The 22,787-nt window shown below is 43.8% G+C and carries 21 protein-coding genes and 1 tRNA gene; 16 read left to right on the plus strand and 6 right to left on the minus strand.

Features of this window, described 5'->3' with window-relative positions:
- Positions 1-163: 163 nt before the first annotated feature.
- The 3 genes from ACGHVY_RS22975 to ACGHVY_RS22985 all read left to right on the plus strand — a co-directional run bounded on the left by ACGHVY_RS22975 (position 164) and on the right by ACGHVY_RS22985 (position 1,595).
- Positions 164-937: a class I SAM-dependent methyltransferase gene (locus ACGHVY_RS22975; RefSeq protein ID WP_390601861.1), complete on the plus strand. Its 774-nt coding sequence runs from the start codon at positions 164-166 to the stop codon at positions 935-937.
- 74 nt (positions 938-1,011) lie between these two features.
- Entirely contained in the window at positions 1,012-1,362 is a 351-nt protein-coding gene (locus ACGHVY_RS22980; RefSeq protein ID WP_308745903.1) for an AraC family transcriptional regulator, read from the plus strand.
- Between the two features lie 14 nt (positions 1,363-1,376).
- Positions 1,377-1,595 carry a hypothetical protein gene (locus tag ACGHVY_RS22985; protein WP_308745902.1) on the plus strand — a complete coding sequence of 73 codons (219 nt, stop codon included), beginning with the start codon at positions 1,377-1,379 and terminating at the stop codon, positions 1,593-1,595.
- Between the two features lie 14 nt (positions 1,596-1,609).
- On the opposite strand, the gene ACGHVY_RS22990 is transcribed toward ACGHVY_RS22985, so the two are convergent.
- The gene (locus ACGHVY_RS22990; protein ID WP_308745901.1) at positions 1,610-2,308 is read right to left on the minus strand and encodes an NAD-dependent deacylase; all 699 of its coding nucleotides are present in this window, start codon (positions 2,306-2,308) and stop codon (positions 1,610-1,612) included.
- Positions 2,309-2,542: 234 nt separating this feature from the next.
- Between ACGHVY_RS22990 and ACGHVY_RS22995 the strand changes: the two genes are divergently transcribed.
- The 5 genes from ACGHVY_RS22995 to ACGHVY_RS23015 all read left to right on the plus strand — a co-directional run bounded on the left by ACGHVY_RS22995 (position 2,543) and on the right by ACGHVY_RS23015 (position 5,134).
- Complete coding sequence (locus ACGHVY_RS22995) at positions 2,543-3,127, plus strand: FKBP-type peptidyl-prolyl cis-trans isomerase (protein ID WP_390601864.1); 585 nt, start codon at positions 2,543-2,545, stop codon at positions 3,125-3,127.
- 20 nt (positions 3,128-3,147) lie between these two features.
- Positions 3,148-4,026, plus strand: a complete 879-nt coding sequence (locus tag ACGHVY_RS23000; RefSeq protein ID WP_390601866.1) for an FKBP-type peptidyl-prolyl cis-trans isomerase — start codon at positions 3,148-3,150, stop codon at positions 4,024-4,026.
- 160 nt (positions 4,027-4,186) lie between these two features.
- Entirely contained in the window at positions 4,187-4,651 is a 465-nt protein-coding gene (locus ACGHVY_RS23005; RefSeq protein WP_004302580.1) for an Lrp/AsnC family transcriptional regulator, read from the plus strand.
- Between the two features lie 6 nt (positions 4,652-4,657).
- Positions 4,658-4,969 (plus strand): DUF4491 family protein, encoded by a 312-nt coding sequence (locus ACGHVY_RS23010; protein ID WP_049701378.1) that lies wholly within the window; start codon positions 4,658-4,660, stop codon positions 4,967-4,969.
- A gap of 91 nt (positions 4,970-5,060) precedes the next feature.
- Positions 5,061-5,134, plus strand: a tRNA-Ile gene (locus ACGHVY_RS23015).
- Positions 5,135-5,249: 115 nt separating this feature from the next.
- Here ACGHVY_RS23015 and ACGHVY_RS23020 read toward each other — a convergent pair.
- Complete coding sequence (locus ACGHVY_RS23020) at positions 5,250-5,753, minus strand: RNA polymerase sigma factor (protein ID WP_308745069.1); 504 nt, start codon at positions 5,751-5,753, stop codon at positions 5,250-5,252.
- Between the two features lie 594 nt (positions 5,754-6,347).
- Here ACGHVY_RS23020 and ACGHVY_RS23025 point away from each other — a divergent pair.
- The 7 genes from ACGHVY_RS23025 to ACGHVY_RS23055 are packed head-to-tail and all read left to right on the plus strand — an operon-like array spanning position 6,348 to position 16,749.
- Positions 6,348-7,703 (plus strand): SWIM zinc finger family protein, encoded by a 1,356-nt coding sequence (locus ACGHVY_RS23025; RefSeq protein WP_390601868.1) that lies wholly within the window; start codon positions 6,348-6,350, stop codon positions 7,701-7,703.
- A complete protein-coding gene (locus ACGHVY_RS23030) occupies positions 7,691-10,612 on the plus strand; it encodes a DUF6493 family protein (protein ID WP_390601870.1) in 2,922 nt (973 codons plus the stop codon). The genes ACGHVY_RS23025 and ACGHVY_RS23030 overlap by 13 nt, the downstream gene beginning before the upstream one ends.
- A 14-nt stretch (positions 10,613-10,626) precedes the next feature.
- Positions 10,627-13,515, plus strand: a complete 2,889-nt coding sequence (locus ACGHVY_RS23035) for a DUF6493 family protein (RefSeq protein ID WP_390602069.1) — start codon at positions 10,627-10,629, stop codon at positions 13,513-13,515.
- Between the two features lie 43 nt (positions 13,516-13,558).
- Positions 13,559-14,329 carry a M15 family metallopeptidase gene (locus ACGHVY_RS23040; RefSeq protein WP_390601872.1) on the plus strand — a complete coding sequence of 257 codons (771 nt, stop codon included), beginning with the start codon at positions 13,559-13,561 and terminating at the stop codon, positions 14,327-14,329.
- A 51-nt stretch (positions 14,330-14,380) separates the two neighbouring features.
- Positions 14,381-15,568 (plus strand): THUMP-like domain-containing protein, encoded by a 1,188-nt coding sequence (locus ACGHVY_RS23045; protein WP_390601874.1) that lies wholly within the window; start codon positions 14,381-14,383, stop codon positions 15,566-15,568.
- A gap of 48 nt (positions 15,569-15,616) precedes the next feature.
- Complete coding sequence (locus ACGHVY_RS23050) at positions 15,617-16,264, plus strand: hypothetical protein (protein ID WP_390601876.1); 648 nt, start codon at positions 15,617-15,619, stop codon at positions 16,262-16,264.
- Positions 16,265-16,281: 17 nt separating this feature from the next.
- Complete coding sequence (locus ACGHVY_RS23055) at positions 16,282-16,749, plus strand: hypothetical protein (RefSeq protein WP_390601878.1); 468 nt, start codon at positions 16,282-16,284, stop codon at positions 16,747-16,749.
- A gap of 299 nt (positions 16,750-17,048) precedes the next feature.
- Here the strand turns inward: ACGHVY_RS23055 and ACGHVY_RS23060 are convergent, their stop codons facing one another.
- The 4 genes from ACGHVY_RS23060 to ACGHVY_RS23075 form a co-directional block, all read right to left on the minus strand.
- Positions 17,049-18,905 carry a mechanosensitive ion channel family protein gene (locus ACGHVY_RS23060; RefSeq protein WP_390601879.1) on the minus strand — a complete coding sequence of 619 codons (1,857 nt, stop codon included), beginning with the start codon at positions 18,903-18,905 and terminating at the stop codon, positions 17,049-17,051.
- A gap of 297 nt (positions 18,906-19,202) precedes the next feature.
- Positions 19,203-20,675 (minus strand): DUF4062 domain-containing protein, encoded by a 1,473-nt coding sequence (locus ACGHVY_RS23065; protein ID WP_308745061.1) that lies wholly within the window; start codon positions 20,673-20,675, stop codon positions 19,203-19,205.
- An 11-nt stretch (positions 20,676-20,686) separates the two neighbouring features.
- Complete coding sequence (locus tag ACGHVY_RS23070) at positions 20,687-21,325, minus strand: hypothetical protein (protein ID WP_308745060.1); 639 nt, start codon at positions 21,323-21,325, stop codon at positions 20,687-20,689.
- A gap of 18 nt (positions 21,326-21,343) precedes the next feature.
- A complete protein-coding gene (locus tag ACGHVY_RS23075) occupies positions 21,344-21,538 on the minus strand; it encodes a transcriptional regulator (RefSeq protein WP_390601880.1) in 195 nt (64 codons plus the stop codon).
- Between the two features lie 259 nt (positions 21,539-21,797).
- On the opposite strand from ACGHVY_RS23075, the gene ACGHVY_RS23080 reads away from it, so the two are divergent.
- Positions 21,798-22,787, plus strand: coding sequence for a calcium/sodium antiporter (locus ACGHVY_RS23080; protein ID WP_308745058.1), 990 nt, complete (start codon positions 21,798-21,800; stop codon positions 22,785-22,787).

Consider the following 22,787-nt stretch of genomic DNA (forward strand, 5'->3'; position numbering starts at 1 on the left):
TCTGTAAGCCTTCCTCTCATTACAGATTATCCCTTATGTTTTCTGGCATATTCATGCCGGAGTTATCTTTTATAGCTGAATTTTAAAACAATTTGTATGGCCAAATACTCGTAAGCATCATTGCATGCCTTCATCTGCCATACACCTAAAACATTAAAAAACAATGAGTAACGAATTAAAGTCAATCCACGATTTCGATTTCACAATGATATGTAATTACTTCAAGTTGTTAGAACGTCAAGGTCCCGGAAGCCCGGAAGTCACACAAAAAGCCGTAAGTTTCATTCACGAACTGTCAGACGAGGCCAGAATAGCCGATATCGGTTGTGGTACAGGCGGGCAGACAATGGCTTTGGCCAACTATACAAAAGGACAGATTACAGGTATCGACCTTTTTCCCGATTTTATTGAGATATTCAACAGAAACGCAGTTGAATTACATTGCGAAGACAGAGTAAAAGGCGTTGTCGGTTCAATGGATAATCTGCCGTTTCAAGATGAAGAACTTGATTTAATCTGGTCAGAAGGCGCTATCTATAATATAGGATTCGAACGTGGCATGAATGAATGGAACAGATTTCTGAAAAAAGACGGATTCATTGCTGTAACGGAAGCATCCTGGTTTACTCCGGAACGTCCCGCTGAGATAGAAAACTTCTGGATGGCTAATTATCCGGAAATCGATACGATTCCGAATAAAATAGTACAAATGGAGAAAGCCGGATATACGCTGACAGCTCATTTCATTTTACCGGAAAACTGTTGGATAGAACACTTCTATGCTCCCCAGTTCACGGCTCAGGAAGCTTTTCTGAAAGAATATTCGGGCAACGCCGCAGCCGCAGACCTCATTGCAGGACAACGGTACGAACAGAGTCTATATTATAAGTATAAAGAATACTATGGCTATGTATTCTATATAGGACAAAAAAGATAATTACTATCTGCCGGAGAAGTTAGCAAGATAGGACAACTCTCCGGCACTTATTATCCTTTACTTTGCAAAAAGATATGGAAACGAAAGAACTAAATAGGCAAGAATACAAGTTACGGATTAATAAAGTCACAGACTATATCCACAATAATATAGACCAACCGTTATCATTGCAGAAAATGGCTGGCATTGCATGCTTTTCGCCTTTCCACTTCCATCGTGTCTTTACATTTCTGACAGGAGAAACACCTACGGATTATATCAAACGCACCCGGATTGAAAAAGCAGCACTATTATTAAAACGAAACAAGGAACTTTCTGCCACCGAAGTTGCCCGCCTTTGCGGTTTTAGCAGCCTTTCACTATTAAGCCGCAACTTCAGACAATATTTCAATGTGACCATTCGTGAGTTCCGCTCACATACATAAAACTTTAAAAGCACATGGAAAATAAGATTTTAATTTTTCGGACTTCTATCACCAAAAAAGGTGATGTCAAGCGCATCGGGAAGCTTCTGGCACAATATCCTCAAATCAACAAATGGAATGTGGATTTTGAGGACTGGGAGAAAATATTAAGAATCGAGTGCAGTGGCGTCACTGCACTCGAAATTTCGGAAACACTCCGGAATAATCATATTTTTGCCACTGAGTTGGAATAAAAACAGGAAAAGGCTCAGACACCCAACAACTGTTTCAACTCAGCCACTCCTTCAGAAGCTCCTTTCTGAATCACATGTATCGGACGGGAAGTATGTGTATCCACCGGTTTCGGGTCAATCAGATACACCTCTGCTTCTCCTGGTACATAATGAAGCAATCCCGCAGCAGGATACACGTTGAGCGAAGTTCCGATAATGACGAAAATATCCGCTGCCTCCACATATTGAATGGCTGTCTCAATTTCGGGCACCGCTTCACCAAACCATACAATAAAAGGCCGCAACTGCGTCCCGTCTCCTGCCTTGTCTCCAAGTTTCACCTCATATTCTTCAGGCTTCAATTCCTTTATATAATGATGATTATAAGGGTCACGGCTGGAACATACTTTTGTCAATTCTCCATGCAGATGAATAATATGACTGCTCCCGGCTCTTTCATGCAAGTTATCAATATTCTGTGTTACCACCGTCACTTTAAAGTTCTTCTCCAGCTCTGCCAACAGTTCATGCCCGCGATTCGGCACGACATCCAATAACTGTTTCCGACGTTCATTATAAAAGTTTATCACCAATGCGGGATCCCGTTGATATCCTTCCGGAGTAGCGACCTGCTCCACCGGATACCGGTCCCACAGACCACCTGCATCCCTGAACGTACTGATTCCACTCTCGGCACTCATGCCTGCCCCCGTCAAAATTACCAGATTCTTCATATATGTTCCTCCTTCTGTTCGTTTTAAGATATACAAATGTAAGCAGAATCACCGGAACAAAAGAATAAATTCTCCAAAGAAAAGGAGGGAACTTTCACAGATATAAGAATTTTTAAATACCAAATGCTAAATCATTCAAATAAAACACGTACTTTTGCGATTCATAAATTTGCAATTGATTGAAAGCTAAAACTATGAAGGTGATGCATTTCAATCGCCAACAAAAAACATTATATGGATAAATTCAGTTACGCTATTGGCCTGGGAATCGGTCAAAACTTATCAAGTATGGGGATTGGAAATCTCTCAGTAGAAGACTTTGCACAGGCTATCAAAGATGTATTGGAAGGCAACCAGACGGCTATCAGCCACCAGGAGGCCCGCGAAATAGTAAACAAGTATTTCGAAGAATTGGAAGCCAAGATGGGCGCTGTCGCCATCGAACAGGGAAAAGCTTTCCTCGAAGAAAACAAGAAAAGAGCAGGCATAATAACTTTGCCCAGTGGATTACAATACGAAGTTATCAACGAAGGTACAGGTAAAAAGCCGCAGGCTACCGACCAGGTGAGATGCCACTACGAAGGTACGCTGATTGACGGCACACTGTTCGACAGTTCTATCCAACGTGGCGAACCTGCCGTATTTGGTGTTAATCAGGTAATCCCGGGATGGGTGGAAGCACTGCAACTGATGTCGGAAGGTGCTAAATGGAAACTGTATATTCCGTCAGAACTTGGTTATGGCGCAAGAGGTGCCGGAGAAATGATTCCTCCTCACAGCACACTTGTATTTGAAGTAGAATTACTCGAAGTATTATAAATAAAAAATTTCAAAGCAAAATGAAAAAAGTTAGTATTTTTATGGCAATCGCCGCTGCTGCAAGCCTTGCTTCTTGTACAGCTCAGTCTCCTAAAGCAAATCTGAAAACAGACCTCGACTCACTGTCTTATTCTATCGGTATGGCTCAGACTCAAGGTCTGAAAGGCTATCTGACAGGTCGCCTGGACGTTGATACTGCATATATGGCAGATTTCATCAAGGGTTTGAACGAAGGTGCAACCAAGACTAGCAAGAAAGATATCGCATATATGGCAGGTCTGCAAATCGGCCAGCAAATCAGCAACCAGATGATGAAAGGTATCAACCAGGAATTGTTCGCAGGTGACTCTACCAAGACTATCAGCAAAGACAACTTCATGGCTGGTTTCATCGCAGGTACTTTGGAAAAAGGCGGTATGATGACTATGGAAGAGGCTCAGACTTATACCCGTACAGCTATGGAAACTATCAAAGCAAAAGCTCTGGAAGAAAAATATGCTGACTATAAGGCTGAAAACGAAAAATTCCTTGCTGAAAACAAAACTAAAGAAGGTGTAAAAACAACTCCAAGCGGATTACAGTACAAAGTAATCACCGAAGGTAAAGGTGAAATTCCTGCTGATACTTGCAAAGTGAAAGTAAACTACAAAGGTACTTTGATTGACGGAACTGAGTTTGACAGCTCTTACAAACGTAACGAACCGGCTACTTTCCGTGCTAACCAAGTAATCAAAGGTTGGACAGAAGCCCTGACTATGATGCCTGTAGGTTCTAAATGGGAACTTTACATCCCGCAAGACCTTGCTTATGGTGCAAGAGAATCAGGCAACCAAATCAAACCGTTCTCTACTTTGATTTTCGAGGTTGAATTGGTAAGCATCGAAAAAGATAAAAAATAAGAAAATTTCTGTCTAAATAGAAAAAGGAAAGAGGTGCAAAGCGTTTGCACCTCTTTTTTGTGCTTTTTCCTATTTTTTTTCTCGGAAAAGAAGAATAATTAAAATAAATCTCTATATTTGCTTACTATTTGATAACAACTGGAAATTATAATTTATTATTATGGAAAGAATAGACAACCTCGACAGGCAGATCCTAGAGATTATCTCCCAGAATGCCCGCATCCCTTTTAAAGACGTAGCAGCCGAATGTGGAGTATCACGTGCAGCTATTCACCAGCGTGTGCAAAGACTGATTGACCTAGGTGTCATTGTAGGCTCAGGTTACCATGTTAATCCGAAATCTTTGGGCTACAGAACTTGTACATATGTCGGTATCAAACTTGAAAAAGGCTCCATGTACAAATCTGTTGTAGCGGAACTTCAAAAAATTCCGGAAATCGTAGAATGCCATTTCACTACGGGACCGTACACCATGCTGACCAAGCTGTACGCATGTGACAACGAACATCTGATGGATCTGCTGAACAACAAAATGCAAGAGATACCGGGTGTAGTAGCTACCGAGACATTGATTTCTCTGGAACAGAGCATCAAGAAAGAAATTCCCATCCGCGTAGAAAAGTAAAATACGATGGAGTTTCTAAATGAATATCACCTCGCAGGGTTATTCATCGGAATTTGCACCTTTTTGATTATCGGCCTTTTTCACCCTGTCGTGGTAAAGGCCGAATATTACTGGGGCACAAAATGCTGGTGGATATTTCTGATACTTGGCATAGCCGGCGTAATAGCTTCATTAAGCATTGACAATGTAATACTGTCTTCTTTGTTGGGCGTCTTTGCTTTCTCTTCCTTCTGGACGATCAAAGAAGTTTTCGAACAGGAAGAACGGGTACAAAAAGGCTGGTTTCCCAAGAATCCGAAACGGAAATATAAGTTCTAAGAAGAAAGAATAGCAGTTTTTTATCGAAAGGATTTGCATAATTCGACAGAAAACACTACTTTTGTCACCGCATCCAGTAAATGGATACATCGGACTTGTAGCTCAGTTGGTTAGAGCAACAGACTCATAATCTGGAGGTCCCTGGTTCAAGCCCAGGCTGGTCCACAAAAAACTCCTGTAAGTATCAACTCACAGGAGTTTTTCTTTTATACAATCCTATCCAATCCTCTTTTTACCCTAATACCTATTGATTTTGACTGAAAAGCTCTATAGTTAAAGTTTAGCGGAAATCTTTCAACTCTTCCTGTAATTTTTGGCGGGTAAAGAATATACGGCTCTTTACAGTACCTAATGGAAGATTCAGTTTATCTGCAATCTCACGATATTTGAATCCGGATACGTGCATGGCGAACGGTACTCTGTATTCTTTGGGCAGAGCGTTGACTACGCGGCGCATTTCCTTTAAGTCATAGGCTCTTTCTGTACTTTCATATGCGGAATCCTGTGGAAGATTAATATGATAAAGATTATCTGTCTGATCAACGAATGTCTGGTCGCGTACCACCTTACGATAATTATTAATAAAGATGTTGCGCATTATCGTGTACATCCATCCTTTAAAATTTGTGTCAGGGGTATATTTATCTTCGTTATCCAATGCTTTCAATGACGTTTCCTGTAACAAATCGTTTGCTTCTTCACGATCGGTCGTCAGTTTGTAAGCGAAGCGGAGTAATTCGTCCTGTACTCCTACCAGGTCCTTTTTGAAGCTTAAACTTTTCATATACGTTACTTTTAAATTGTGAATACTCGTCGTAATAATTTTGATGCTGCAAGTTTACAGGATTTCAACAGAACTGATAGGTTAAGAACAAACATAGTTTAGGGGAAAATCTATCAGCAGATAGTTTTTAGGTCATTTTAGATAGAATTCGGGTGGTATTTTGCCGGTTGTATAATAAAAAATCCCATTTTGAAATCACACCTGACTCAAAATGGGATAACACAAACAAAACAAACAATATTAGCGATTTTCACAAACAGCTGTTTCTTTTATATTCTTAAAAATTATAAGACTTATTTAGATTATGTCGCTAAAACATTTACAGGGAACAAAAGTATTACTTTATTGCAATATGGTAGATAGTATTTAAGAATAGTTATAAAGAATAGTTGTTTCATATATAAAAAATAGTTCTGATTTATAAAGAATTGTACTTAAACCCCTGTAAAAACAGGAGATAAGCCGTTTATTATCCGGACATATTATAGATTTTATCAATAAAAAAAACAGTGCAAATCCCCACAACTTCTTTTCTCACAAAGAATTAATTTCTATATTTGGGCAATATACAATCAAACACTTATTTTTTTATCTATGGCCGATACAATCTCTTACCAATATGCCGCTCCTTCCGCATTACAACGCTCTGCCGAGCAGGACGAACTATTCCTCGCCAAATACAGCGAAATCGAAAAAAAAGACGCACCGTGTTTCTTTTGGGGGAAGTTGACACAACCTTATATGACAGCACGCTGCCTCATTGCTTTGTCCAATGTCGTGCAGTCCAGTTTCAACCTGACCCCGGCACAGCTCTCGATGCTGAAAGACCCGATTGTGACGGCGGGCAACAACCGTCTGCGCTTTGAAGGTTTTTCCAACTGTGCAGGCGTATATGCCAGGGTCGATGTACTCCCCGACGGACACGACGGAGAATTCCTGGAAAACGGGACAACGAATGTAGACTTCAATGCCGGCATGATTTCTGCCTTAGGCAGTATCGGCAGGCAAGAGAAAGTCGTGATGTCAGTAGGCCCGAAAGAAGTGGGACTATATAATAAAGGTGAGAAAGTGATAGAACGCAAAGTTCCTCTCCCCGTGAAATGGATAAAGGGACTGACTACAGTACAAATCTATCAATCCGCAGCCGAACGGCTCTATTCCTTCAATCGTATACAGACCCTGCAACTCTTTCAGACTCTCCCGAAAAGTACCGTAAAATGCGACTATTTTTTAGTGATACGCGGTCAAAAACCCGCCTTTTCACCGGTGAAAAGTCTGAATTCCGTTTGCATCGGCGGACTTCATCGTTTGCGGTTACTCGAGCCTTTACTCCCGTTCGCTGACGAGTTGAGAGTCTTTGTCCACCCCACCATGCAATCGACCACCTGGCAACTCTATTTCGGTCCCATTCGTTTCAGCCTTTCCCTCTCGCGGGAATGTTGGCGCGGTTTCTCAGGAGAGGGGGCAGCATTGGATGCCCTGCTCGAAGATATTCCGGAAAGATGGATAGAAGCTATGGACAAGTACAGCTATGCCAACCAACAGTTCAACCCCACCCTTTTTGCTATCGAAGAACACATTGACCTGGATAAAGTAGATTCCCTCTCAGCACGACTGGCGGCTATGGGACTGCTGGGATTCGATTTGGATGAAAACAGTTTCTTTTATCGCCGTCTGCCTTTCAAAACCGAACGGATTATGAATCTGAATCCCCGCATGGTAGCTGCAGAGAAACTGTTAGAAGAAGAGAAAGTCGAAATTATATCGAATGACGGAAACCGGGTGGAAGCCCGTGTCGCAGGAAGCGGCGGAGTGAGGCACACTGTCATTTTAGACAGGGAGAACGAGAAAGAACGTTGCACCTGCACCTGGTTCAGCAGTAATCAGGGAGAACGGGGAGCTTGCAAACACATTTTAGCAGTAAAGAAATTAATACAATGGAAGAATTAAAACACGAATTGGAGAAGCTGTCCAAGGCTTACAAAGACACTCCGGAGAAAGAAGAAAAGGTATTGATTCCTTTTATCAAGAAATTATTGGAACTCCCGATGAAGGAGCGGCGCAAGCTACTACCCGTCATACGGGACTTGCAATGGATAAAAGGCAAGTTTGCAGGTTTCAGCAGTGAGACGTTTTGCAGCCGTGACAGGGCACGTTTCCTGGCGGTCGTGCAATTCGTATGTGCCAACAAGAAAGAAATGGATATGGCGTACAATATAAACTTCGACCTGATATGCAAACTGCTCCCGCTCTATTGTCCCACCTGGCTCACAGACTTTATCAATGATGATAAAAGTTGGAACAACTTCAATCTCAGCTACGAAGAACTCATGTCACTCATGGATATGGGGTACCTCAAGGAACTTGCTCCAAGCCGCATTGCACACCTACTCCCCGGATGTATCCGTATAGCAACCGACGACCCGAAAAAGAAAGATTCTTTCAACAGCAACTTATTGCTCAAACGGGACATCATGCTGAAAGAGCATATATGGACTATTTTTGAATACGACTCATCTGTCAGTTATCAAGATGAGAGTGCCAAAAGTGCCTACAAAGAGGGAATCACAGCACAAGACGAAAGTATCAGCGCCGCCCTCTACCGCTTTTCCCTCGACGGACATTTAGATAGAAACCGGCTACTGAAAGCCACGCTCGCCACATTCCACCGAGGTTTCAAGAAAGACATGGCAGGATGGTTTGCCGGATTCTTCGAGACATTACAGCCCACTACCGAAGAACTACTGTCTCTACAAGAAGAAATGATGCAAGTATTCACTTCTTCCTACACGAAACCCATAAATGTAATGCTGCAACAATTCAAAAAGATTGCAGTTGAGGACGGATTCAGTTATCAGGAGTTCGTAGAACGGGCAACCACGCTCTTCTTCTCCAGCCCCAAGAACTCGCTATTCACCATTTACTCCATCTTCGAAAAAATCGCCGCGCAGCATCCCGAAATGAGGGAAACATGCTGCATCACCCTCTGCCAGTTGTTCCTGAAGAAAGACGAAAGCCTGCAAAAGAAAGCCGCCGGCTTTATCGCAAAATATGGTGACGCTTCCTCATCCGTTCTTCAAGAAACGCTGCAAGCATATCAACCGGAAATGTTCCAAAACGCGCAAACAACTATCGCCACTTTCAATGCACAATCCATAAACAAGACAAACAACACAGAAACAGCCTACACAGAAGCTGTAAATACAGGAATAACCACAACAGCCGCAGATTTCCTTTCCGAGGAACCATCTACGGAAACCATCCGTATTTGCCGGGAAGACAACCGTATCCCCTTTCCTGACAACAAAGAAGATTTCCTGTTCCAGCTCAGCCGCTTGTTCGACATGGAAGAGAGCTGGGAGACAGACACCACGATTGCGGCCATCATCGCTTTCCATCCCCAACTGGACGAAGAAGATTTCAGCCGGATGGAGCCCATATTCCAACGGGCAGCGAACATCGTAGCCAGCAGTTGGATGCCCTACGAAGACCTTCTTGCCACTTTCCTGCTGGAATACCAACGTTTATGGGCACAGGCAGACACTACTCCCCAGGGATTCCTGCGCAATATGTTCACCCGCCTGGAAGAAAAGCTAAAAGGAATAGATTCAAACAGGGGCGCTTATGACGAACGCGCCAAACGGCTTGCCGACTGGAAACCGGGTTACAGTAACGCAACCTGCTTTATCCCTTTCAAAAAGCTATGGATAGACGTTATCTGCCGAATCAAAGGCGGCAATACGCTTCCCCTGCTTTCTGCTCCAACCCACACTCCGGCATACATACAGGCTACAGAACTTATACAGCGGCTTGCCGCCTATCAGAAAGCAGGCACAAAGCCCAATGCATGGGATTTCCAACTGGCTATCGCCCGCTGTGCCATGGAAGACAAAGAAGAAGCCATCGCCACTGCCCGGCAATTATTGAAAGATGAATACCTGCATCTCTTCCTCTTCCTGCTCGATGAAGATACTCAACCCGAACCGCCCTACAACTATCAACCCGTTTGGATAACAGCCGGACTGGTGAAAAGCCCGGAAACAGAATTCAAAGCATTCAAGTCTTTCTCCTGCAACATATTGTCTCACAACTACCTCTCAGGAGACTACGAATGGAAAGAACTGAAACCGAAAGAGAAATCATACGATACAGACAAACGCCTGTTACAACTGGAGTTCTACAAATGGCACGAATATGCCAAGCGAAACAGCCATCAATTATGGCAGGAACATCTGATTATCAACAGTAAATACAACATGGATGATTCCCGCTACATGGAACCGCTGCTATGCTGCTTTCCCAACCGTCCGGAGCCGTTAATCGCACAAATCATCACCTGCTATATGTCTTTCGGCACTCCACAGGAAGACAGCAAACGCAGCATTGCCCACGCTCTGCGCATGCTTCTCTCCTTCCATTGCCCGCTCAGAGAAATGAGTTTGCTGTTACTAGGCGGCTCACTGCTCTTTGCTGACAAAACAGTCCGTTCCTATGCAGCAGAATTATGGGTGGAAGGACTCACTGCCGGAAGAATAAACAACCGCCGTGTAGGAGAAATCCTCGCCCGTCTTATCTGCATGGAACTTGCTCCGCTGAAACGCTTCACCACACAAGTGTACGAAAGCATGTACAAGCGAAGCGACTTCCACAACCGCCAACTGGAAGAACTGCTTACCGTATTTATCAGCGGATTGCCCGACAAGCCTGTCATCGGACTCAAACAGCTACTCGAACTCCATCTGGAACTGCTCATCAACAACCACAGTAAAGTTGCGGACGAACAACTCCGCCAACGCCTGCAAGAATGGACGACAAGCAGCAACCTAAAGAAAGTAATAACCTCACTGAACAACTTATAAACACCTCTACGATTATGACCATAGAAGAACGCCTCAACGAAATAGTAGAAAAGCAACAAGGTGATGCCATCATCCCCTTTCTACAAGGACTGACTCAGGAAGAACGCAAAAACCTCATCCCCTGCCTCAACAAACAGGAAGAACATTATAATAAGATCGTCCAGCTAGAGCCAAATATATACGGTACACGCGCCACTCCCAAACAACAGCGTATCCTCAACCTCACCGCCCTCGTCATCTACCCTCAGAAAGAATATAGTAAATACTATTGGAGTATACATGTCGAACGACTGAAAGAATTGATTTCGTGGCACATCCCCACCTGGCTGAATAGCTTCTTCAAAGAAAGTGAAGGAAAAGATTCCCGCGGCATCTATAATATGGATTATGAGATACTAATGGACTGGTTGGAACAGGGAATTCTCACTGTCACCCCAACACCACAAACCATAGCAGACTATCTGGTGAACTATATCAACACCACCAGCATATTACAAAAACGGGAAATTACACTGAAAGAACACATTTGGTACCTCTTTGAATACGACTGCGGACAAAACTGGATGGATAGCCGAAATGGCGGTTCCCCTTACTACCCCTACAGATACCTCATTGAAAATGGACTGCTGAACCGTATGCGCGTACTGAAAGAATCCCTGCTTGCCGTCAACCGGAACATGAATAAAAACCTGTGCAGTTGGTTTGCCGGCATGTTCGAAGCACTTGCCCCCAGCGTAGAGGAACAATTGGAGTTACAACCGGAACTATTTGCCGTCCTGTCGTGTCCCCACAGCCGTCCGACAAATATCATACTCAAATTGCTGAAGAACCTGTGCAGTCACCCCCAATTCCCGACAGAAGAATTTCTGAACCAGACTTCCGTCCTGTTTGCTTCGGACGTAAAGGCAGTCCATCAAAATACGTTGGCCATCCTCAACAAGCTGGCGAAAGAAAGAAAAGAATACCGCGACGCCATCTGCTGTGCCGCCGCACAAGGGCTAATGAGCCGTGAAGAATCTATCCAAAGTAAAATAGTAAAACTGATTCAGACCTACGGAGACACAGAATCGGCAACATTGAAAGAAGCCCTTTCCGTTTATGTAGATACCATGTTGACCGGCATCAAACAAGAATTGAAACCTTATTTGGAAGGCAGCTACTCTGACATCACCCCGGCAAACCCGACAACCAACAACGTTTCCTTTATCAGTGAATCCTATGAGCCTATACCGCCCATCATCAGCGAAGAGAACCGGATACCGGAAATCACCTCTACCGAAGACCTGATATTTTTAGCCAGCCAAGTGTTGGAAGTAAACGAAGTCTATCACTTCGAACAGTTTATCGGCTCCCTGATACAATGGGACGCCCAACTGGAAGCCGGGCAAGTCCCCCAATGGACGCCCATTCTTCAACGTGCCTATAAACTAATTCTAAGCGGTGGAAATTCCCGCACCGGTATATTGGACGATATGATGGCAACCTTCCTTGTCGACTATTCAAAGCTACTAATCAGACGTTTCCCCGAAGAGGGAAAAGAACTGAACGCCCTGCACGAAAAAATGGTGCAGAAAGATGAAGTGCAACGAGGACAGTGGGGGTTCTGCAATTTACAATCACTTACCATCCGCAAAAAAAGAAATAAACAAATAGAGCACCGTGTGCACAGGCAATTACTATGTCATACCTTAGATATGCTTGAAAGCAACAAACCCCGCCTGCCGTTGCTTTCCACGCCTACGCATATACCCATGTTTATCGACCCGGCAATCCTCATACAAAGATTGAAGCAATATCAACAGGCAGATGTTGAACCTAATAGTCAGGATATGCAAATAGCACTGTCGCGTACAGTACTGGATGAAACCACCGCTCAACTACTCTCCACCATCACTCAGGAACTGGAAGGAGAATACCGGAATCTACTTCTCTTCCTGTTCGGAGAGAAAGAGTCTGCGCCCCAATCCCCCTTCACGCATCCGGCATGGTGGATGACAGCAGGACTTATCAAATCACCGGAAACGGTCTATCCCGAATTTAAGGACTTCCCCTACAACGAAAGTCCGCGTGAATTTCTGACCGGAAACTTCGCATGGAAAACGTATCTGGAATCTCATTCATATATAGATTACACTAAGAAAGTGGTAGAATGGACTTCCTCTACAATCAGCATTCATCTTCCGGAAGGGCAGAACGTCCGAATCATCAATAAAGGGAAATATAACGAGAGAGCAGAGTATCACCCGCGCACTCCACATCCGTTGCTGGTAGAAATATATTATCCTCAGGGACAGTATTTCGACGAAATATCAAAAGATTTGCCGCGTCTGTTATGGCTGGCACCCAATACGCCGGAGCCATTATTGGCATGGTGCATCTGCCAAGCGATATACGACCCGATGTTAAATGAAGTAAGAGAGGTCAACGTGACCCGAACTACGATAGAAACATTCCATCAGTTCAGACACACATGGCACGAGATATCTTATCTTCTGGAAGCCAGTTGTATGTTAGTAGCCGACAAGACCAGCCGTGCCTATGCTGCCGAAATATGGATAGAACGTGCAAACAAAGGATGCATAGACAGCTCACGCATAGGCAGGATTCTAGGCTCGCACCAAGACACAGGATGGGGGCCGTTGAAAAGGCTAACCGACCTGATACAGCAACAGATGATGAACGTCAGTCCGCTGCACAACCGGGAATTGGAAAAACTACTGACCGCAATGCTTGCCGAACTCCCTGAAAAGCCTGTCAAGGATTTAAAGAAACTATTGGAAATCTATGCGGAAATACTTTCTATCAATAACACCAAAGTGAAAGATGAACGCGTCCTGCACCTGCTGGATGTATGGAAAGGAGTAGCCAACCTGAAAAAAGCAGTTATGAATATCAAATGCTAAAAGCAAAAAAGAGTACCTTTGCCACCGTAAAAACAAAAGTACAATGAGATTTCTGAAACGCTGTTTGCCTGCTTTTTGTGTTCTGCTGATGTGGTGTTCCTGTATTTCCGGGACAAAGGAAGGAAAGGATTCCACAAAAGCAAAGACTGAATATATAGATACCGTACAAGTCAGTGAAGCCATTCTTCCCGCTCCACAGCCGGAGAAAAGTCCGATGGCTCGCTATATGGATTCTTTAGGACTGGTAGACGTGACCGAACTTGACAGCAGCCTTGTCGTGAAGCTGATGTACACACAAGCGGATAATTTCACAGGAGAGGTTCTTTACGATGATTTGTCGGAAGCCTATCTACACCCGGATGCGGCATATGCTCTTGTAAAAGCACAAAGAACATTGAAAGAGCTGCATCCGTCGTATAGTCTCCTTATTTATGATGCCGCACGCCCGATGTCCGTACAAAAGAAGATGTGGAATGTAGTGAAGGGGACACCTAAGTACAGATACGTTTCCAATCCAAATAATGGCGGCGGGCTTCACAATTACGGGCTGGCAGTAGATATCAGTATTCAGGACTCTTCGGGCCAACCGCTACCCATGGGAACGAAAGTAGACCATCTGGGTGCAGAAGCTCATATCACCCGGGAAAGCGAACTAGTACGCAACGGGAAAATGAGTGAAGCGGAACGTCAGAACCGGATACTGCTGCGTAAAGTAATGAAAGAAGCCGGATTCCGTGCATTGCCCAGTGAATGGTGGCATTTCAACTTTTGCAGCCGGGACGTAGCCAGACAGAAATATAAATTAATACCATAAACCGTTACTCAACGATTCATCGTACTATCACAATAACGTAATAATACCTTTATGCAAATCTCCCCCGAAACTCAACAATTCATCCGCGAACACCTATCGGACAATATACGCACCCTAGCTCTGCAAGCTAAAAAATATCCGAATGTAGATATGCCGACTGCCATCACTCAAATAGCAGGACGACAGACCGCTGCCGAGAAAATCCCGTCGTGGAAGGAGATAGAAGATATATGGTATCCGAAACATCTGTCATTGGAACAATGTTCCTCGGAAATCACCGCACGCTACAAAGCAAGTCTCCTGCAAGGCGACTCTCTGACCGACCTTACCGCAGGATTCGGAATAGACTGTTCTTTCCTTGCTGCGGGATTCCAATCAGTCACTTACGTAGAGCGTCAGGAAGAACTTTGTGAAATAGCGGCACACAACTTCCCCATACTCAACCTGAACCATATAACCGTCAGAAACGAGGATGGAGTAAACCATCTGAAAGCAATGTCCCCCGTAGACTGTATCTTCCTCGACCCTGCCCGCCGCAACGAGCACGGTGGTAAAACCGTCGCCATCTCCGACTGCGAGCCGGACGTTGCCGAACTGGAAGAACTCTTACTAAGCAAAGCCAACCGGATTATGGTTAAACTCTCCCCTATGCTCGACCTCACATTGGCACTGAAAGAGCTGGAATATACGCAAGAGGTACATATCATATCCGTCAACAACGAATGTAAAGAGCTACTGTTATTACTCGGGCAGAACCCGCCGGCAGAAGTCCCAATCCACTGCGTGAACCTCTCCACGAAAGGAGAGCAGGAAGAGCAACACTTCGTATTCACCCGTGAGCAGGAGCAACGCAGTGAATGTACCTACACGGATGCATTAGAAAACTATCTGTATGAACCGAATGCATCTCTCCTGAAAGCCGGCGCTTTCCGCAGTATCGCCACAGCCTACCCGGTAAAGAAACTGCATCCCAACAGCCACCTTTATACGTCCGATACGCTGATTACCGGCTTTCCCGGAAGAATCTTCCGTATCGTCGACCAATGCAGTTTCAATAAGAAAGAGATAAAAGAAAACCTGGCAGACCTTAAGAAAGCGAACCTCACCGTCCGCAACTTTCCGGCTACCGTGGCTGAACTACGCAAACGCATCAACCTGGCAGAGGGGGGAGATACCTACCTATTTGCCAGCACATTAAATAATGGGCAAAAAATTCTGATTCGTTGTAAGAAGTTCTAATATATTTTCTACTTTTGTAAAAAGAACGTATTATCTAAACTAATCTATATGAAGCAAACACTGATAAAAGCAATTTTATTATTCATCGTGCTCACCTGCCACTCTTCCCTCTTCGCGCAAAGGGATTTCAAAAGACACGAGTTCACCTTTCATGCGGGCTATGGTGTTATGCTCCATAATCCCCCCTCACTGACACTGACCACCCACAGTTACCAACGCAACCTCGCGCAAGGCGTAAGCTGGAATGGCCAATATACTTTCCGCCCCCTCAAACGTTTTGTTTTCGGCGCAATCTACTCCGGATTCTCCTCCAAAGGTAGTCATCCGGAAGGAAAAGACCATTTATGGACTCATTTCATGGGCGCCCAGATTGGTATGTGCAATGCTTATACAAAGCATTGGCAGGTTCGTGTGGAAACCGGCCCCGGTGTAGTATTTCTACGAAACAACAGTCAGGTATTCGGCAAAACACGAAAAGTCAACGCCTGCAGTATCGGACTTCTTACCCAAGCCAATGTTACCTATAAACTGACTCCCAATGTAGGAATCGGACTGGGAGTACAATATATGTTCAGCGGACTTTTCAAGATGAGGTCTCATTATCATGGAGAAACGATTGATGTAAAATTCAACTCAGATAATGACTCAAACCTCACACGACTAAATATAACGACGGGATTATCCTACTATTTCTAACATTTATTGTAATAGCCATGAAGAAATCAATACTCATCCTTCTCACTATCCTCTGTTTTTGGAGTTGCATGGAAGATGACACAGTCGATATCACAGTTCTGCCCTCCGCCACAACTACGGGTGCCGATACATTCGGCTGTCTTGTAGACGGCTGGATTTATGTAGGCGGACGATACCTAGGATGGGGACACTCGAACACATGGACTCACGACTCATTCCGCTATAATGAAGAAGAGGAAAAACTATCCGTTTCCGTCACTGTGAAGTCTGCAATCAGCATCCATTTCACCATATTATCCCCTAAAGAAGGCAAAGAATCAGCGATTACGGACGTACGGTTCGAAGGGGAAGAGTTGGAAGACGGAACAGCCTTTATAAGCCGCTTCGATACGAATAAGCGAATAATCAGTGCGACATTCGGCAATGGCGGACGTCTCACTAACGGACGTTTTGATATTCATTACGCTATACCCGGAAGCGATTAACCGTTCAATCCGATAACCCTCCCCAAAAAATGTTGTAATACAAACGTAGCATATTTGTTACGCGTTATTCAAGCAACTGTAAAGAGTAAGAAACCTTAGCTCTCTACTTTTGCGGCAAATAATTAACGCACGCTAACATTTATGACAAGAAAGAGCTCAATTTACATATGATAGATAAAAAAGGGAATATACTCTATACGGTCACCCGGAAGAAATAAGTTCCCTTGATGATATAAATTCTACTCTCAGTGAAAAAACACACAACGCAAGGTGTCTCTTTCGTGATGAAAGGGGCACCTTTATTGTTTTTCGGCAGCTTCCCCCTGTCCTGCCTTATTCGCAGGACTACTATTTCTCAAATCATCCTTAGGCATTGTCGTCGCATTTCCGTCCCGGACAGCCATATAATGCGGAGACATGATTTCAATTCCTGCTTCATTGAATTTATCCTGAATATTCTGGTGCAGGTCAGAATAAATCTGTGCCATCTTATCCGCTTCTTTGATATAAGCATTAATCTGATAGACCGGATACCAGTCGCTCAAAGACGTTTCCAATACGAACGGACGCGGGTCATCCACTACTCCGGGAGTGTTCAACGCAGCATCAATCAATATCTGATTGACTTGTCGCCAAGGAACATCATACCCGATAGACACTTCCGAATGGATAATCAGCCCATACTCGCGCGCCGAGGTACTGTAATTCACGGTATGCGAAGACATGATAAACGAGTTGGGGACAGTGACCACCTCATTTTTCGGTGTACGGATACGGGTGACAAGCGGCGTTTTCTCAATAATATCCCCGGTAGTATCGTTCAATTTAATCCGGTCGCCCATTTTGAACGGACGCATATACGTAATCACCAGTCCGGCAATGATATTACCGATTACCGTACTCGAACCCAGCGAAACAATCAATCCGACAAACACCGAAATTCCCTGAAATACTCCCGAATCGGAACCCGGCAGATAAGGGTAAATCATCGCAATCATAAATGCGTAGAGCAGGAAGCGGACGATATGGAAAGTCGGCATTGCCCAATCCGGATAGAAACCGTTGAATTTCAAGCGCCCCGCCTCTATCTCACGCGCCAGATAGTGCACCAGCCGCACCAAGTACCGCACTGCATACCAAATGACAATGATTGTGAACAGTTTGGGGATATAGTCGATGATACCCACAAAAATACCGCGGATAGGATTCCAGATATAACCTAATATACGATAAGCCAATCCTTCCGTCTGCGGGAAAATGATAAAAATCAGCGGGATAGTAATCAATAGCTGCAAACCCATAAGGATATACCGCCCTATACCTGCAAGGAAGACTAACAAGTTAGCCTGTTTCTGCGCATCCAGCAGTTCATATCCCTGAATGGACACAGGCCTTATCTTCGTATCTTTCAGACGCAGGATACGTGTTTTCAACTTACGGAACAACCAGTTGGTCAGACGGAACAGGAAATATTGGCCGACAATCACCAGGATAAAATAAAGCACACGCTTCACCATTCGCCAAAGTCCGTGCTCCGCTTTCATCTCGTGTAACTTGGTTACAACATTCTGCTGCCTTTCCTTAGCGAGAGAGTCACGGGAAATGCCTTCCCACAAAGCGTCCTGATCCGTGAGAGAGAGCAGTACCTTATTGCCGTACATCAAATCGGAAACAATATCCGAATGGTCGATTGACACGGAGTCGGGACGGAGATTGAAGCGTCTTCCCAGTTCTTCAATCGCAGCACCGGTCATCTGCGCACGTTGCTGAGGAGTGTATCCGCCACGTTTGGTGAAAAGATAGAATAAAGTATCATCGTCCGCCACTACGGGTATTCCTTTGGTGAACTGGCGCAGAGAGTCGATACGTTGGCGTTGTTGAGCATATTTCACTGAATCGGCGGCAGCCATCTGAAGCTTCATCTGCTCCATCTCCATACGCATATTCGCTTCATTGAGCCGGGCTTCTTCCAATGTCTTTTGCAGGTTTGCCACATAGGCCGAATCCGAGTCCCGCTTCAAAGCGGTATGTTTACTGGCTATGGTATCTCCGGCAAATATCTTCTTGACAGCCTGTTCCAACTGCGCCTGTGCACCCATTGCCCCAAAAGACATCAGCAACACCAGCATTATTCTTTTCATCCTATTTATTTCCATATCCTATTGTTCGCAGATATTAAATGAATGTTAATCACCTTTTTAATTAAAACAGAGCAAACATACGGATTGTTTTTGACATATCAACTTCCAAAATGATTATCTTTGTTTCGGATAAGAACTTTTTTTATATCTGTCTGGATAACAACATTGAGCAGAGAAGCAGATAGTTGTCAGTAACGATTCGGCGACATTATAGTTACACCAATCTGCTGCGCTTCGCATCTCATCAAAACAACTCTAGTACAACAACAGCCAAACCCTTTGCTTAATCAAGGAATTTAGCTACTGTTCTTACTATTCTCCAGTAATAATCCATTTTCCAATCTTACCACCTTCTCGTTTTAACTTACCAGCATTCCGTAACTGGTCAATTATTTTTCTTATTTGCCGTTCACTTAACTCAAGTCGCTTGGCAAGTTCTGCCCTTGACACTGAGGGATTCTCCGTTATCATCTCCAAGAGTCTAGTTTCATTGTCTGGAACGCTTTGGATCGCCTTTGGATCGTTATTTGGAACGCTTTGGATCACCTTTGGAACGTCTTGTCCTTCGATTACTCTCCAGATGACTACTCTAAAATCTTCTTCTTGATAAAATTCAGGAGACTTTAAACCATATTCCCGACACTTATTGATAATGTCCTCTGTACCTGTTCCCACTTTCTCGATATATCCATTCCAATACATTGGGTCAGCAAGCAACGGATTTGCAGGTAACGATTTATGCGGTCCATGAAGTTTATGAACGGTAAGACCATATGGTAATGTTCCCGGATTCCAGACTTCCAGTCTGTTGCGAAATAACATTATCTGCACACTCGCATTACTTGTGTAGTCTCTATGACACACAGCATTTACAATGGCTTCCTTTACGGCATCAATAGGCAATTCAGGACGTGTTGGAATATCAGCTTTTTCTCCCTCTGCCCTTGTTCCTACCCAATTATCAATACGGCTCATGACAAAACTTGTAGCTTGATCTACCAATTCAAAAACATCGCCTCTGTATATCTGATATGCCGGCATTGGTTTCTCTACTACATCTCCATAAAATTGCACGCACTTTACCTCTGAAGTAATGAAATACTTCTGAGGTTTCTTCCCGAACAATAATATGGCCGCATTAGCCAAACGCCCATTTTCATCAATTAAATCTAAATGAGTAAGCAAAACCTCAGGAGAAGTTTCCACCGACAGCGGGAAGTTACGTTTTGAACGAGCCATGTGTATAAAATTCCTCATTTTGTCCTCATCCAAATCCTTCAATGTTGCTCCATTATCGCAGGAAGCATCAAACGGTCGCCACCGGATATATTCCTTTTCTTCCAAATATCTGATTAAAGAAGCATATACCGAAGTTCGTAATCCGTCAATATCTACAAAAGTCTTACGTACTATATCTTGCTCTACTTTTCTTATCAATGCTTTTTCTTTGGGATGTCTTTTTTCCTCACCAATGCTTTTTATATAGATAAGCCGACTTTTATGCAGTGATGCCGCCAAATCATACTCTCGCTCTGTTGGAGAAATACCTTCCCCATCCTCGTATCCATACAGATTACCATACAGCCCCAAGTATATGTCGCATAACTCAACTTCTTTCAGATAAACATGATTTGCAGAATACTCATTAGCCGGTACTTCCTCAAAAATAAACGGCTCAAAGAATTTTCCCAACAGCACGTCTGTTCGGATATAATGACAAAGCATTGCACGTTCTTCGGCAAACTCACTCTGTACGCTGCTTATGAATATTCTTATTCGTCTCATGATTGAAAGAATTACACTATTTCAACTTTAATCTTTATATCAAACGCATTGGCTATACGTTCTATATCCCGTTTCTTAGTAAGCGTACTACTACATGTCATCAGATACCAACCATTACCAACAGGCTTTTGTGAACTTCTATATTTCTTGTCAAGCGTATTGGAAATCAGAGGTACTTTATTTTGCTTCATTCCTAAAGAACGTACGCGGTCGGCACCTACTTCCATTACAAACTTACGGAAAGTCTCAGCAGCTTGTGGCTCTTGAATCACTCGGTCATCAGCAAATGTAATCCTCAATCGGGTAGCTGGCGCAATTTCGCCTTTCGGTCCAGTCTTTCCTATTTCTTTATGCTCTACCTGTGGGTCAGGAAGAATCTCTTTGGCATCTGCTATATCTGCTGTAAAATTTCGTTTACGAGACAAGTGTACACTAATAGGCGAGCCTGGTACATAATCCACGACAAGCACTAATTCGCGCTGCACTTGCTTTAAAGCCGGTGCAATCGTCTCGGTTACAATCGGAAGAATTTCTTTTTTGATGATGTTCTCTTCCAAATCACTCACTTGTTTTTCAAGGTCTTCATTCAAAGAAAGACCTTCTTTGCGCAATGTTTCCATTGCTTTATATAGATCACTTAGTCGGGACATAAAACTTTTATTGTGTAATTAATTCAATAAATTCTTCTTTTGCCTCATTAACACCTCTAACAACAGTTGCATACTATTATTTGAACGCCATTTAGAAACGGTCGAAATATCTTTCCCAAATTGTTCAGCCAACCATTTTCCTGTTTTCTTTTGCTCGGCCAAGACTACTATCAATTTAGTTAAATCTTTCACTATCTCCCCTTTCATCGGCATATAATGCAAATTTATTGTTTTATTTGAACTAATCAAAGAATAAATACCCCAAATGATAGAATAGTAAAACTTTTATCATGTAGTTGCATGAAAAGCCCATAGCTATTTGTCCTCTGATAATAACGTCCGGTTTCAACCGACTTTTAGCGGTCATACCTTTTTCAACATATTACCTAAATCATCCTCCTACAACCTTCTTTCTGAGTTTTGTCATTAATTTCATTTAGATTTTTTATCTTTGCTGCCAAACTGAAAAATTATGAATATATTGTTTCTTATAGGGGGATTAATCCTCATTCTTTTAGGAGCCAACGGACTGACGGACGGTTCGGCTTCAGTAGCCAAACGTTTCCGTATCCCGCCTATCGTCATCGGACTTACCATTGTCGCATTCGGTACTTCCGCCCCGGAACTGACAGTCAGTGTGTCTTCCGCCCTCAAAGGCAGCGCGGATATTGCCATCGGCAATGTGGTGGGAAGCAATATCTTCAATACATTGATGATTGTAGGCTGCACTGCCCTGTTCGCCCCTATTGTCATCACCCGGAACACACTCAGAAAGGAGATACCGCTCTGCATACTTTCTTCTGTCGTCCTGCTGGTCTGTGCTAATGATGTATTTCTGGATAAGGCATCAGAAAACATCCTGAACAGAATAGACGGCTTATTATTACTCTGTTTCTTCGCCATCTTCATGGGGTATACCTTTGCGATTGCCCGTACTCCGTCCACGACTGCGACGAGTGACGCCCACCAACCCGCACACCCTGCCGAAGAAGACGAAATCAAATTGCTTCCCTGGTGGAAATCCACATTTTATATTCTTGGCGGGCTGGGCGCACTTATTTATGGCGGACAATTATTCGTTAATGGAGCTACGGGTATTGCCCGCAACCTGGGTGTAAGCGAATCCATTATCGGCCTGACACTGGTAGCTGCAGGAACGTCCCTGCCGGAGCTTGCCACTTCCATCGTAGCCGCACTCAAGAAGAATCCCGAAATTGCCATCGGAAATGTAATCGGCAGCAATCTTTTCAATATCTTCTTTGTACTGGGATGCAGTGCCAGCATTACTCCGCTCCGCCTCAACGGAATCACCAACTTTGATTTATTCACGCTGGCAGGTTCGTGTATCCTGCTCTGGTTCTTCGGACTGTTCTTCGCCAAACGGACGATTACTCGAATAGAAGGAAGCATTATGGTACTTTGCTATGTGGCGTACACGGTGGTGCTGATTTATAACACATAA

Origin of the sequence: Bacteroides sp. f07, from assembly GCF_042854785.1 — a bacterium.
Lineage (GTDB): Bacteria > Bacteroidota > Bacteroidia > Bacteroidales > Bacteroidaceae > Bacteroides.